Consider the following 15,040-nt stretch of genomic DNA (forward strand, 5'->3'; position numbering starts at 1 on the left):
TCCAGCTCCTAGGTGATTTTCTTTAAGTATATTCCACAAGCTCTCACCAACTCTTGCTCTCTGTAAGAAGTAACCTTAAATACTCTTCCTTATCATAGCTTTTAAGATATTATAGTATACATATTTTTTATTGTCAATTACTTTATTTTTAAAAATTAAAATTTTATTTCTTACAATAAAGATTTTTAATAAATTACATATAATATTATTTACTAACAACAATAACATTATAACAAATATTTTTTAAAGGAGATTAATAATGAAAATTAAATGGATTGGACATTCTTGTTTTATTATAGAAACTAAATCTAGAACAACTTTATTAATAGATCCTTATAATCCTTTCATTGGTTATAATCCCATCGAATACAATGCCGATATAATTACTTTAAGTCATAATCACTTTGACCATAATGTAAAAAACAATTTAAATTCAAGCCAAGTATTAATAAATAGTGCTACTAAATATAAATTTAAAGATATTGAAATAGAAGGCTTCAAAAGCTATCACGATAAATTAAATGGGCTCAAGAGAGGAAAAAATCTAATATTTAAATTTAATATTGAAGGATACACTCTCTGCCACCTAGGGGGTTTAGGGCATACACTTTCTAAAGAATTTATAAACGCCTTAGGCAAAATAGATATATTATTTATTCCTATTGGTGGTAACTACACATTAAATGGAAAAGAAGCCTCTTTATTATGTAAGAATATAAAAAGTCATATAGTAATCCCTATGCATTTTGGAACAAATAATCTTAAAATAAAATTAGATGGTATAGAGAAATTTTTAATTCATATGCAAAATAATACAAAAGTAAGCAGCAATACTATATTTATAGATAATACTATAAAAAAACATACCAATTTGGTATATATTTTTAATACTTTACAATTGGAATAACTTATAATTAATTTTTTAAATTAAAACTTTAAAAGGCATATTCTGGATTTTCAGAACATGCCTTTCATATAGAATTTAGAGTATTTTTTATAAACTTAAAATTATTGCCTTATGACAATTTAAACTTTTATTCATATCAATTATTCTTTGATTCTTTGAACCCCTATATTTTAAAGATGTATCTTTTTTGTGTTCTTGAAATTTACCATCTACTAAAACGTCAATATAACTAATGAATTCCTTCCAATTGTTATCTTCATTGCTTCTTTCTAAAATTTCCTCAAAAGTATACCCAGTATAACACCATATATTTAGGTTTAATTTTTTAATTTCTTTTGCTAGAATAATTAATTTATCCACATGCTCAAATGGTTCCCCACCACTAAATGTAATCCCTCTTATTAGTGGCATATTATTTTTTATCCTATCTAAAATATTATCTAAAGAAACTCTATCTCCATAACAGAAAGACTGTATCTCTTTATTATGACATCCGTTGCAATTATGTTTACATCCAGATACAAATAAAACTGATCTTAATCCTGTTCCATTAACTAAAGAATTATCTAGAAATCCTGCCACTTGTAAATATATTTTTTTCATAATAATCCCTTCTATCTATTATAAATTATAGGATTTTATATGATTTGAACTGTGGGAAGTTCTATCAGCTCTTTCTGCTACCTTTCCTGTGCCAAATCTCTCATCTAAACTTAAATATCCTGTTACCCTAGATATTCCTTGAATATCATTACTACCACAATGATTACATTTATGTTCTTCTACTTTTAAATAAGAACCACAATTTCTACAATATTTTATATGAAAATTTATTCCCATATAGGATATATTAGTATTAGTGTAAGAGTATCTTATTATATCTTCTATAACATCCTCTGTTGGATAATCATCTAACTCTATATAAGTTATATGACCTCCATTACATAGTTTATGATAAGGTGCTTCTATATTTATTTTATCTTTTATTGATATAGAATATCCTACTGGAATATGGTAACTATTAGTATAGTAATCTTTATCTGTAACACCTTCTATAATACCAAAAACTTTTTTATCTTGAATTATAAATTTTCCACTTAAACCCTCTGCTGGTGTAGCATAACAACTCCAATTTAGGTTATCTTTCTTCTTGTATTTATCACAAAATTCTCTTATATAATTTATTATTTTTAATCCTAATTCTCTAGCTTCCTTTGTTTCTCCATGATGGCTACCGATAAGTGCTGTCAGAGTTTCTGCAAGCCCTATAAATCCTATAGCCCAACTTCCTTGCTTTAATATAGGTTCAATAGAATCTTCAGGATTTAAACCTTCTGATCCTTTCATAAGTCCTTGACCCGCAACAAAAGGTAAATCCTTAACTTTTAAATTTTTTAAAACATCATATCTATGAAGTAAAGCTTCTCTTACTAATTCTAATTTACTATCTAATAAAGTAAAAAATTTAGTTAAATCATGTTTAGCCAATATACCGATTCTAGGTAAGTTAATTGTAGTTGGAGCTATATTACCTCTTCCTGCTGGACCTTCATCTCCGTTTATATTAGAACATACATAAGTTCTACATCCCATAGTTGCAGGTATTATTCCCTTATCATAATATTCTTTATTAAAATCTGCATCTAAATTCATAAATGTAGGATTCATTCTTTTACCTGCTATATTACATGCTAATTTAAATAGATAATAGTATGGATCTTGTGATTCCCTATTTACTCCTTTTTTAACTCTAAATATTATATTAGGAAATATAGGTTGTTCTCCTTTACCTAATCCTTTTTCATACTCTTTCAAAAATATTTCACATATTAAAGCTGCATCTTTATTTTCAGGTATTCCTATATTAATAGAACTAAATGGCACCTGAGATCCTGCTCGAGAGTGCATTGTATTTAAATTATAAACTATACCTTGCATTGCTTGGTGTATGCGTTCTTCTAATCTTTGTTCCACTAATTTATTAACATTTTCTTCATCTATATTATTTTTATCATATCCTAGATTCTCTAGATTACTTAATACTTCTTTTCTTAACTCTTGTCTTGTAGGCTCAACAAATAAACCTAAATCATTATCAAAATTAACATGAGCTTGACCACCGAACATATCATTTTGCGTAGATTGAAGAAGTATACAACTTAACTCAGCTGCACTTTCTATTCTTTTTGGAGGATTAATTGTTCCGTATCCAGTATTAAATCCTCTTTGTAGAATTTTACCTGTGTCTATATTTAAGCAATTTATAGTTAGATTATAGCTATCTAAATCATGATAATATATATCTCCGTTCTCATGTGCTTTGGCTAAATGCTTTGACATACTAGATAAGTTGTGCCATTTATTAGATTCACTTGCAATTCTTAATAATTTAGAGCTAAAATTATTTCCTACATTTGCATTATCCCTATCAGTTTCTACACCTATTTTCTCTATAACCTTCATTAGGTCTGATTTTAATTCCCTTATTTTCGTTCTTTCTCTTCTATAATTACAATAAGCTTTACCTATTTCCCTAAAGTTATTTTCCATTAAAGTTTTTTGTACTATATTTTGAATTTCTTCTACAGTAATTTCTTCTGTAAACCTAGCTTCTATCTTCTTTAACGCCTTTTGTGTTAAATCTATGTATTCACTTTCTTTCATATCAAATGCTATTTCCTCTGCAGCACCTTTTATGGCATTAGTTATTTTCACTGCATCAAATTCCGCTTTTCTACCATCTCTCTTTACAACATATAGCATTTATAATTCCTCCCGACTACAATATATTGTGCACATGTACTTTGACTATTATACTATCTTAAAAATTTTTCAGCAATTTTATATTTAAATAAATAATAAGATTAAGTTTAATTACTATACATTATCTAGCTTTTATATTAAATTTTATATTAAGTATATACTTGATATTTATAATAATTCATATTTTATTAGAAAATTGTAGGAATATCCAATTTATTTGAATATCTTGATAAAAAAATAAGAATAAAATATACATATTCTACTTTTATGTATATCTTATTCTAAAAAAATACAAATAAATTAAAAACTAAAATTTTTCACATAAATCTCTTAACTTTTCTCTAACGCTAGTTTTATTATCTTCATTAACTAACACTAAAATATAATCTCCTCTTAATATTTTAGTATCCCCTTTGGGTATTATTTCCTTTCCACCTCTATCTATAGAAACTATTAATGCATCATGTGGTATTTTTATATCTCTTACTAATTTATTTTCAATATCTGATCCTTGATGAACAACATATTTTATAAATGTCTTTCCTTCCTCAATCTTCTTTTTATATTTTTTCTCCTTATTTATTTGTCTATCAAGAAGTGATTCATATATTGGATCACTTCCCAACAAATCTGCTACTAAATAAGCTACTGTACATATAATTGTAACAGTTAGTAAATGTGTAAATGAGCCACTCATTTCACATATTAGCATTATTCCTGTTATTGGAGCCCTAACAATAGACGTAAACATTCCTGCCATGGCTAATATTGTAAAGGTACACACATAATTAGAGCTAATTCCAAAAATCATAACAGATGTTTCTCCAAATATTGCCCCCAATAATCCTCCCAATACTAACAATGGAAATAGTATTCCTCCAGGAGAACCCGAGCTAAAGCTTATTATCGAAAATATAAACTTAATAAGTAAAAGTATGATTGCAGTTTTCAAAACTATTTCTTGTTTTAGTAATCCATAAATTATTTCATTTCCACCTCCTAAAACTTTAGGACATAGAATTCCAAATATGATAGCAAAAATAAAAGGTATTACTAATCTTATTCTTACAGATTTTATTTTTCCATACATATCTTGAGTTTTTAAAATACTATAATTATAAATTGCTCCCGCAACTCCCAATAAAACTCCTAAAATAATCAACAAGGGATAATACTTAACAGGAATCACTTTTAGACCCCTTGCTCCTTTTATACTAAATAAAGGCTTGCCCCCTAAAATCTGCTTAGCTATAAAATCTGATGTTACTGATGCAGACATTGCTGCAAGTAGCACCAATGGAGAAAAGTTTTTATGAACTTCTTCTAATGCAAATATAACTCCTGCAAAAGGTGCGTTAAATGCAGCTGCTAAACCCGCGCTAGCACCACTAGTTAATAAAAATCTCTCTTCTAATTCTACTCTTTTGAAAATTCTAGATACTATTTGTCCACAACTTGCACCTAACTGTATAGATGGGCCTTCTCTTCCTAAAGATAATCCTGCTCCAATCGCTATTACTCCACCTACAAACTTATTTATAAGAATTTTAAATGGGGATACTTTAAAATATCCTGTCAAAATACCCTCTACTTGGGGAATACCACTTCCACTTATCATAGGATATTTTTCAACTAATACTCCAACTATATATCCACATAATATAAGTAATATTAATCCTAAAGGAATATAAATTTTATTGAAAGTTAAAAGTTTATATAATTCTTTTGTAAAATTCTCTGCCTTCCCAAGTAGCATTCTGTAGAAAACCACAACAAGTCCTGAAATTATACCTACTAAAATTCCTTCTAAAAGTATTCTTAATTTTAGTCCATGCAAAGTTTCATATAATTGTCTTACACAACAGCTATTTTTATTATTTTTAGTATTCACTATTATGTTCACTTCCTTATTCTTTAATAATATTATACTATTAAAGAAACTTAAAACGTTAATATTTTAAGCTTATTTTTTCTTTTATTTTTATACATATTTTTATCTGCTAAACTAACTATTTCTTCCCAATTCATACCTTGGCATTCACTGAAAAAACATATTCCATAACTAAAATTTACTACTATATTATATATTTTTGTATCATTTAAATAACTTCTTATCTTTTCCATTTTATTTATAACACCTTTTTTTGATATATCATAGAATAAAATTGCAAATTCGTCTCCACCTATCCTAAACAATGTATATTCACCATCTAAATTTTCCTTAATTATGTTACAAAAGTTCTTTAATATTTTATCTCCTATTATATGACCATATAAATCATTAATATTTTTGAACTTATCAATATCAATTATTACCAATGCTTGATTTTTATCTTTCCTTAATTTTTCTACATTACCTTTTATAACTTTATGAAAACATCTTTTATTATAAGTTCCTGTAAGTTCATCATAATTAACTAGATACATTAATTTTTCTTTAGTAATTATACCTTTTATAACTAATTGCAATTGATTTTTTATATAATCAATTAAAATTATATCGTCTCTTTTAAAAATATAATCCTTTTTCTCACAATCTATATTCATAACACCTATAATATTATTGTCTATGTATATAGGTGAACAAATTAAACAACTTAAATTTAAAGCATTTAATTTTTTCAGCTTGTCCACTGTGTCAATGCTTAAATTATCTTCATCAAATTTACAAGGATTTTTAATTAACGTAGTTTCTTTAAAATTATTAAGTTTATATAAGTAAATCTCCTCTTTTTTTAATGTTAAATTTTTTACATTAGGAGAATATCCTACTAAACTGGCATAGTAAAATTGATTTTTATCATTTAACATTAATATGCTTCCTTTACTTGCCTTAGGAATACTCTCTATAGCTACTTTTAAAGCTAATTCATATATTTTATTTATATCATCTTCTTTTACAGCAGTTTCTGCTACAAAGTAAATTTTATTCTTTATATTATGCATTTTTTTTATATATTTTTTTAATTTCCATATTATTATCAATTCTAAAATAATTAAAAATATAAATGAATAAAATAACAAATTAAACAAAATAATCTCCCTTTTTAATTTAATAGTTATATTTACAAATTTATCATATTTTTTTATAATTATCGACCCTTAAAACACAATATTAATATAAATAAAAAATATATAAGGAATAATATTAATATAATTTTAAAAACTATATATTGAGGTGATATTATGCTAGGAGAAATTATTGATGTAAAATCAAATGAAATTATTGTAAGATTATCTAACGGAATAATTACCAATATTGAGCTTTATAATTCTGATAAAAATCTTAAAATTGGAGATAAAATACCTATAAATACTTTTCAATATAATATTAATAATAAAATTTATAATAACTTTTTTTAATTATTATAAATTATATAATAGATCGTATAGCATTAACTGGGCACGCGTACTCTGCCTCTTTAACATATTGCTCTTTATCTGTTGGAATGGGTTCAAAAACTACTTCTGCCTTACCTCCATCATTTAATTTAAACATTCCGTCTGATAATTCAGGACATAATCCACAACCTATACATAAATCTTTATCTACTTCTGCTTTCATTGTTTTCCTCCTTATAAATATATAAATTAATTTATATATTTATATTTATCTTTTATTTAGTTTTTATACTTATAATAAAAGCCAAAAAATAAAACACTATTTTTATGAATCAAAATAGTGTTTTATTTTTAATTATTTAAATTTATATAATTATTTTATATTTTTAAGTTTTTTAAAATTCTCGTATAAACTACTATACTCTATACCTTCATTAATAAATTCCTCTACTATTCCTGTTTCAACTTTTTCTGCTAAATCTAAATCTATAGGCATTTCTTCAATTAGGGGTACTCCTAAATATTTTACATGCTCTTGTGGTGATTTTTTACTAAATACTCTTAGTTTTTCTCCACACTTATCACATTTTATATAGGACATATTTTCAACCACACCAATAACATCTATATCCATCTTCTCTATCATTACTATTACTTTTTTAACTATCATTGAAACCATATCTTGTGGTGTTGATACTACAACCATACCTTGTAATGGTATACTTTGCATTACCGTTAAAGCTACATCTCCTGTTCCTGGAGGCATATCTATAAGTAAATAATCTAAATCTCCCCACTCAGTATCAGTATACATTTGAGTCAAAACGCCAGTAATAACTGGTCCTCTCCAAATTACTGGTTCATCTTCTTGTTCTGTAAGTAAATTTAAAGACATTACTTTTATACCTGATTTTGTTACTACAGGTTCAATTCTTACCTCTTCCGTATCTCCTATTTGAAATATAGAAGCTCTTTCTTTATTAATCCCAAAAAATCTTGGCATAGAAGGCCCTGTTATATCTCCATCTAAAACTCCAACCTTATAACCATCTTCTCTTAATTTGCTTGCTAATACCCCTGTAATAGTAGACTTACCAACCCCACCTTTTCCACTAATTACACCTATTATATTTTTTACCTTCCCATATTTAGGTAAATCCTTAGAGCAGCTTCCCTCACTACTGCAGCTACCTTTGCTTGGACAGCTATCACAATTACTCATATTTCTACCTCCCAATGTATCATTTAAAATTTTATATTGTAATTATACCACTTATAATGTTATTATCAAATGCCATAAATACATTTAAGCTTTATTTACTTTATATTTGATGACTTACTAAATAAATACAACACCTTCTAGAAAAATAATTATTATAAAAAATACAGATTTCTCAATCTGTATTTAAATCTAAAAATTATCTGATTTCTTATCTAGTATTTGTATATCCCATCTACCATTTTTATATTCATTCATTATATAATATTTTTTCTCTGTTCTGTTGTTTTTATTATATATATTTACTATAGCTTTATACATAGTAGACTTATACCCTTCTGTTCTTATATTTAAAACTATATTATAATCCCTATCATCTTTTGTGACTATAGATACATTTTTAAAATTATTAGTCAAATCTATTTTAAATTCTTCTAAATCTGTAGATAATATAAATTTAGATATATCTACATCATCTTTTAAATTTATACCAACTTTATTTTTATTATTTTTATCTACACCATATTTTTTTAATACCTGTATTATAGATTTATAATATACATCTTCAAAATCTTTAGGTTTTCTTATAGTCCAAAAACTTTTTATTATATCATTATCTATTCTCTTAGATACAATATATATTCTATTATTGCTATATAAGTTTCCAGCATCCTTTTTATCTAGTCCTGCAATATAATTAAATTTATGAACTTTATTATTTCCTTCATCCATTTCAAATATATAATCTGGTTCCAATTTAGATTTTGTGGATGCAGGCTTTGCTGTTGATAAAATATTATAAAGCTCTCCTATAGCCTTTTTATCTGTAACTACAAATCTAAAGCCTTTATCCCTTGTATTCTGTATTACTATTTTTTGTATTTTATTTTCTTTTATATATTCAAAATCTTTATTTTTCAATCCAAACTTTACTTTTACTTTATCTATACTTTCACATCCAGTAATAGAAAAACTTAAAATAAATATTAGAAAAATAAAAATATATTTATGATTAAACTTATTTTTAGTTTTCATAAATAATCTTTTACCTCCAATCAAATTAACATATCCTTATATTTAAATTATAATTTCTAGTAATATGCCTTTCTTTAAGAATAAAATATAACAACATTATAACATAATTTTTTTGCTTGTAAATTAAATAACCATTGTACCTTATGTAAGTACAATGGTTATTTTTATTTTTTATATTTAAATGTTTGTAATATTGTTTCAAATACAGTTGTAATACTTTCTTGAAAGTCTTTATCATCCATAAAAAAAGAAATTCTAAAAAATTTATCTTTATCTTTTATAAAGTATTCATAAGCTCTATATTCTTTATCTTCTTTATCAGCGTTAGAATAATCACCTGTAATAGTATATTGAAGCATATATCCCTTTTTTTCATTTATTTTAATGGTACTAACACTATATTCCTTATAACTAATATTTTGGCGATTAGATATATTTTTGCTATGATTCAAAAAGCTTTTTAAATCACCATTATAATTCCATACCTGAATAAATCCATGAATTCCACTTTTATCATCTCTAAAACTATTATTATAAATAATTTCACTACCTATATGATTATATTCCTCTGTTTTCCATCCTGAAGGAAGTTTGTAGCTTAACCTACCATTAAGACCTTTATATTCCTGGAATGAAGATATATTATTATGAATTAAAGCAGTTATTCTTAAACGTCCCTCAAAATTTTTTTCAAATACACACAAAATAAGCATTAACCCTATTATTATTATAGTAACACCTAATCTTTTTTTGTTTACCATTATAATATTCATATATTAAATCTATTTATATAAATAGATATGACTTTCACCTCCAAAATAAACTTCTAATATCATTTATATGAAATAGACATAAGTATTATTATACTAAATATATATTAAATAAAATTAAGAGGCATGACCTTTTCATGCCTCTATTTAACTGGTAAAACAACAGTAGATGTTTTATAATCATAAAACATTAACCAATAACCCTGTTTTTCACTTTTTGTTGGTACCCAAGTTACAAATCCTGATTTTCCACCATATGGTTGATCCTCTTTTGATTTTTCCCCTGGTATTCCATAAACTATATATTTCACACTACCCAATTCATCACATTTATAACCTAAAAGATAATGACCATATTTTTTTATATAATTATAATAACTATTCATTGGATTATAAAGAATCATATATTTATCATAATCACAAGTATTTTTCATATCATCTATGTTTTCTATCTCTACTTTATACCACTTACATCTTTTAATTTGGTCAGCAAAATCAGAAATTATCTCTAAATCCTTGGCTATATTTTTAAAATACTTTCCATCTTCGCCTAAAGGATACTCATAATTTTCTTTACAACTTTTATTATCTATTTGTGGCTTATTTTTAATACTATCATCTATAAATAAATTATTATCCTTATTTTTAGTAAATTCCTGACTTTTATCTTTTCTGATTTTTTCTTTTAAATCCTCTTCTTTTAGGTTTTCTTCTTTTAAACTTTTTTCTTCTAAATTTTCTTCCTTTAAGCTTAATTCTATGTTACACTTATTTTTCTTAATATTATCGTCTGACTGAACTTTCTTTGAATTTTTAACTTCTTCTATCTTTTCCTCATATTCATCAAATATACTTCTATTATCTTTTTTTTGTGGTTTTATTTTGGCCTCTTTAACTTTATTATTAGCTATGTCAAAGCCCTTCCATCTAGGAATATCTGTAGTTGAAAAACCGCTCATGACTGATATTATATTAGAATCTATAAACTTTACTATAGCAGCTCCTGAAACTTTATCTATACCTAATCCTGAATTACTTATATTATTTACTGGATATTCATAGCATATATCAGCTCTACCATACTCGTCTATATTCATCTCACCTATTTTTATTATACTATTGGTGTCTTTTTTATTACATATTAATATCATGTAATAAGGAGCCGATTCCTTTTTTATATTTTGTACATAATAAGAAATTTTACATTTAGTATCTTTAACTTCCATCTTAACATAACCAGATGATGATTTATCTACACCTAACGAGTATCCTTTTTCATCTTCTTGTAATATTATAAAGTATCTACTATAACTCTTTTTTTGTGCCAACTTTTTTGTACCTCCACATATATTATTCATTATAATATATGAGATAGAGTTCAAAAAGTGAACTAGATTAACTATATATATTTATAATTTTATTATTTTACTAAATCATAAATGCAATTAGAAAGCATTCCAAAGTCTTGCAATGAAAGGGTCTCTCCTCTCCTTTTAGGATCAATATTAGCATTTAAAAAAGCCTTTTCCATATCTTGTTTATCTAAATTTAAACTCTTAAGAGCATTCCAAAGGGTTTTCCTTCTCATATTAAATGAACTTCTTACTACATTAAAAAATAATTTTTCATCTTTAACCAAAACTTTAGGTTCGGAAAGTTTATCTAACTTTATAATCATTGAATCTACTTTAGGTCTTGGTATAAAACAGTTAGGAGAAACTTTTCTTATTATTTTAGTATTACAATAATATTGAACTAAAACTGTTAACGCCCCATATTCTTTACAATTGGGTTCCGCATTAATTCTCTCTGCCACCTCTTTTTGTATCATTATTGTTAAAGATTTGAAATTACATTTATCTTTAAGTAATTTTGATATAATTGGTGTTGTAACATAATAGGGCAAATTAGCTACCAATTTTACTGGCTCTTTATTTCCTATAAAATTATTAAAATTAATTTTTAATGCATCTTCATGAGTTAAAGTAAAATTATCAAAATCTTTTAATTCTTCTTGTAAAATTGGTATAAGATTTGAATCTAGTTCTATGGAGTACACATGCTTTGCTACCTTTAAAAGTTCTTTTGTTAATGTCCCAACTCCCGGTCCTATTTCTATAATATAATCATTTTTACTTATTTCTGCTCCATCTATTATATCTTGCAAAACAGAATCATCAGTTAAAAAATTTTGTCCTAGATTTTTATTAAACTTAAAATCGTATTTTTTAACCACATTAGTTGTGAATTTATCCATTATTATTCTCCTTATCTATCTCTTTAATAGCATTTATAAATTCATTCTTTGAAATACCATAATTATTAAGTCTCATTAATATTTGATTTGTATTCCCATACCCTATTCCTAATTTTATTCCTAGTTCTTCTCTTCTAACTTTAGAATCTGCTCTACCTGTAAGTCCAAAAAACACCATATCATTCATATTAAATTCTTCTCTATATTCTTTTATTTCGCATTTAGCAGAATTCAAAGCTTTTATTATAGCCTCTGGTTCAGCATTTTCTACTCCTATATCATCATCTTTTGTACCTTCCTCTTGGGATATGTATGCATGCTTAATTCCTTTTACCCTTCTTGATATGTATTTTCTAATTTTCTCACCAGCATAATCTGGATCTGTTAAAACTATTACTCCCTGTCTTTTTTGTGCTTCCCTAATCTTTTTTATAACACTTTCATTTATTCCGAATCCACCTACTGCAATTAATTCCGCATCTGTAGCCCTTTTTACTGCTGTAATGTCATCTCTTCCTTCCACTACAATGACTTCTTTAATCATAATATCCTCCATAAATATAAATAATTTAAATAGAAAAAATAGGAGCTAGTGCTCCTAATCAATAATATGAACATTTACCCATCTTGAACCCCAGTTATCAACTTCTGACTTAGAATTAAAGTATAAATCAATTACATTACCTTTTATTGCTCCTCCAGTATCTTCTGCTATGGCATATCCATATCCTTCAATATATAATTTAGTCCCTAATGGTATCACTCTAGGATCTACTGCCACAGAACTATATCCTGAAGAATTTCTTTTTGCAGTAGTACCTGTAGCTGTTATACCAAAATCTGAACTCCCAGGGCTTTTACCTGTATCTTCATAACTTGAAGTATATGCAGTAGCTCTCATTCTTAAAGATTTCTGAGATACTGATCCTCCTCTTGAAGGATTTATTCCAGAATATGCAACATCAGATTTCATAGTTCCTACTGCTACTACTTTAGCTACTGGTTTTTTCTTTACTGTCTCTGCTAATATTTTTCTTGTCTTTTCTTTTCCATTTTCATATACTACTTCTGTTGATACTTCTTTTTCTCCATTTTGTCCATCTTGTATAACTTTTTTACTTCCTCTTTCTAAAGAACTATCTTCCTTAGTTACTACTTCATAATCCATATTTTTTGTTTCTTTTAATACTTTAGTTTCTATTCTAGTAATTGATACATTCAATCCATCTTTAATTGGAGTATCTTCTTTTGGATATACTTTGTCAGATTGCTTTAACTTTATCTTTTCATTTTGTAGCATATTTCCTACATTGTCTTCTGCAGATTTGATAGCTAATTTTTTTCCATCAACTTCTACATTTACTTTTACTGCTTTTTTTATTTTTAAATTAATTCCGTCTTCAACTTTCTTGTCCAAGCTAGGGGTTACCTTATCCTTCGATCCTAAAGATATGTCATTTGCACTTAGTGCTTCTCTATATGTGTCCTTGAATGTTGTAATCTTTTTATATTCTTTTCCGTCTATTGAAACAATTATTGTTTTTTTCATGCTTAAAGTTATTATGCCTACAGTTATTAATACTGCTCCAATAACAAAAATTGCCTTAGGACCGTTGGAAAAATAATTTTTTATTTTCTTTTTTATTTTTTCCACCTTTAAAACCTCCTCCGGGCAAGAGCAACATTGATATTATATTCTGTATATTAAAATCTGTCAAATTTGCTCTAGCTAGTTTACAAATTAATGCAGCTAATGTGCATATTATATATATAAATATGATAAACATAATTGCTAAAATCAAAAGGTATTGGTGGAATACTTCTTTTAAATAAAATTTATTATAATTATATGCCAAAATATATAAATTAATCATAATTTATTAAATAATATCTATATTAAACAAATTTATAATGTTATTTATAATTTCATTACTAACCTTCTCTACAGGTATATCCTTAATTTCTGAAATCTTGTCTAACATATATTTTATATATTCTGATCTATTTCTTTTTCCCCTCAAAGGTACTGGAGCCATATAAGGACAATCTGTCTCTACAACAATTCTGTCCAATGGTACATTTTTTATAACATCTATAATTTTTTTAGCATTTTTAAATGTGACTACTCCTGTAACTCCTATATAATATCCTAACTCTATACATTCTTTTGCAAATTCTACACTACCTGAAAAACAATGCACTTCTCCTTTAACTTTAGGAAATTTTTTTATAACGTCCAAAGTATCCTTATGAGCTTCTCTATCATGTATAACTACAGGCAAATTAAGTTCTTCTGCTAAAGCCATTTGATTTTCAAAAGCCTTTATTTGAACGTTTCTTTCAGGATTTTCATCATAATAATAATCTAACCCTATTTCCCCTATAGCCTTTACTTTTTTATGCTTTGATAATTTTTTTATCTCTTCTAATGAATCTAATGCTTCAAAGGCATGCTCTGGATGTATTCCTACAGCAGCATAAAAAAAATCATACTTATCTGCTAACTCTAAAGATGTTTTAGAAGATTGTACTGACGCTCCACAATTTAATACACCTATAATCTTATTGTCCTTTAATTCTTTTATAACTTCATATCTATCTTCTTTAAAACTTTCATCATCATAATGAGCATGTGCATCAAATATTTTATAATTCACAGGATTCCCTCCAATTAACTCCTTATGTTTAAAGTTTTTTAATACTTACTTCATAAATTTTGCATTTTCATATATTATAATTAATAAATT

The 15,040-nt window shown here is 26.0% G+C and carries 15 protein-coding genes and 1 other annotated feature (1 of these 16 cut by a window edge); of the genes, 2 read left to right on the forward strand and 13 right to left on the reverse strand.

Annotated elements, in window-relative coordinates; translation table 11 throughout:
• Window positions 1-105: a binding site (T-box leader), on the reverse strand (it extends 152 nt beyond the left edge of the window).
• Between the two features lie 154 nt (window positions 106-259).
• On the forward strand, window positions 260-907 hold the full coding sequence (locus BN1711_RS11935; protein ID WP_050608366.1) for an MBL fold metallo-hydrolase: 648 nt from the start codon (window positions 260-262) through the stop codon (window positions 905-907).
• A gap of 87 nt (window positions 908-994) precedes the next feature.
• Here the strand turns inward: BN1711_RS11935 and nrdG are convergent, their stop codons facing one another.
• The 4 genes from nrdG to BN1711_RS11955 all read right to left on the reverse strand — a co-directional run bounded on the left by nrdG (window position 995) and on the right by BN1711_RS11955 (window position 6,616).
• A complete protein-coding gene (nrdG, locus tag BN1711_RS11940) occupies window positions 995-1,510 on the reverse strand; it encodes an anaerobic ribonucleoside-triphosphate reductase activating protein (protein WP_050608367.1) in 516 nt (171 codons plus the stop codon).
• An 18-nt stretch (window positions 1,511-1,528) separates the two neighbouring features.
• Complete coding sequence (locus BN1711_RS11945; protein WP_050608368.1) at window positions 1,529-3,670, reverse strand: anaerobic ribonucleoside triphosphate reductase; 2,142 nt, start codon at window positions 3,668-3,670, stop codon at window positions 1,529-1,531.
• 307 nt (window positions 3,671-3,977) lie between these two features.
• Entirely contained in the window at window positions 3,978-5,561 is a 1,584-nt protein-coding gene (locus BN1711_RS11950; RefSeq protein ID WP_050608369.1) for a ClC family H(+)/Cl(-) exchange transporter, read from the reverse strand.
• Between the two features lie 50 nt (window positions 5,562-5,611).
• Window positions 5,612-6,616: a GGDEF domain-containing protein gene (locus BN1711_RS11955; RefSeq protein WP_129582166.1), complete on the reverse strand. Its 1,005-nt coding sequence runs from the start codon at window positions 6,614-6,616 to the stop codon at window positions 5,612-5,614.
• 240 nt (window positions 6,617-6,856) lie between these two features.
• On the opposite strand from BN1711_RS11955, the gene BN1711_RS12650 reads away from it, so the two are divergent.
• Entirely contained in the window at window positions 6,857-7,033 is a 177-nt protein-coding gene (locus BN1711_RS12650) for a hypothetical protein (RefSeq protein ID WP_163249426.1), read from the forward strand.
• A gap of 10 nt (window positions 7,034-7,043) precedes the next feature.
• On the opposite strand, the gene BN1711_RS11960 is transcribed toward BN1711_RS12650, so the two are convergent.
• From BN1711_RS11960 to BN1711_RS12000, 9 genes are all read right to left on the reverse strand, one after another.
• Window positions 7,044-7,235 (reverse strand): ferredoxin, encoded by a 192-nt coding sequence (locus BN1711_RS11960; RefSeq protein ID WP_050608371.1) that lies wholly within the window; start codon window positions 7,233-7,235, stop codon window positions 7,044-7,046.
• A 150-nt stretch (window positions 7,236-7,385) separates the two neighbouring features.
• A complete protein-coding gene (locus BN1711_RS11965) occupies window positions 7,386-8,234 on the reverse strand; it encodes an Mrp/NBP35 family ATP-binding protein (protein ID WP_050608372.1) in 849 nt (282 codons plus the stop codon).
• Window positions 8,235-8,423: 189 nt separating this feature from the next.
• The gene (locus tag BN1711_RS11970) at window positions 8,424-9,266 is read right to left on the reverse strand and encodes a YhfM domain-containing protein (RefSeq protein WP_050608373.1); all 843 of its coding nucleotides are present in this window, start codon (window positions 9,264-9,266) and stop codon (window positions 8,424-8,426) included.
• Between the two features lie 164 nt (window positions 9,267-9,430).
• Window positions 9,431-10,039 carry a hypothetical protein gene (locus BN1711_RS11975; RefSeq protein ID WP_050608374.1) on the reverse strand — a complete coding sequence of 203 codons (609 nt, stop codon included), beginning with the start codon at window positions 10,037-10,039 and terminating at the stop codon, window positions 9,431-9,433.
• Between the two features lie 140 nt (window positions 10,040-10,179).
• On the reverse strand, window positions 10,180-11,364 hold the full coding sequence (locus BN1711_RS11980; protein ID WP_050608375.1) for a DUF7922 domain-containing protein: 1,185 nt from the start codon (window positions 11,362-11,364) through the stop codon (window positions 10,180-10,182).
• Window positions 11,365-11,456: 92 nt separating this feature from the next.
• Window positions 11,457-12,293: a 16S rRNA (adenine(1518)-N(6)/adenine(1519)-N(6))-dimethyltransferase RsmA gene (gene rsmA, locus BN1711_RS11985; protein WP_050608376.1), complete on the reverse strand. Its 837-nt coding sequence runs from the start codon at window positions 12,291-12,293 to the stop codon at window positions 11,457-11,459.
• Window positions 12,286-12,837, reverse strand: coding sequence for a ribonuclease M5 (gene rnmV / locus BN1711_RS11990; protein ID WP_050608377.1), 552 nt, complete (start codon window positions 12,835-12,837; stop codon window positions 12,286-12,288). Before rnmV ends, rsmA begins: the two co-directional genes overlap by 8 nt.
• A 54-nt stretch (window positions 12,838-12,891) precedes the next feature.
• The gene (locus tag BN1711_RS11995) at window positions 12,892-13,947 is read right to left on the reverse strand and encodes a 3D domain-containing protein (protein ID WP_050608378.1); all 1,056 of its coding nucleotides are present in this window, start codon (window positions 13,945-13,947) and stop codon (window positions 12,892-12,894) included.
• 226 nt (window positions 13,948-14,173) lie between these two features.
• Complete coding sequence (locus tag BN1711_RS12000) at window positions 14,174-14,950, reverse strand: TatD family hydrolase (RefSeq protein WP_050608379.1); 777 nt, start codon at window positions 14,948-14,950, stop codon at window positions 14,174-14,176.
• Window positions 14,951-15,040 lie beyond the last annotated feature (90 nt).

Source organism: Clostridium niameyense (assembly GCF_001243045.1).
Taxonomy (GTDB): Bacteria; Bacillota; Clostridia; order Clostridiales; family Clostridiaceae; genus Clostridium_F; species Clostridium_F niameyense.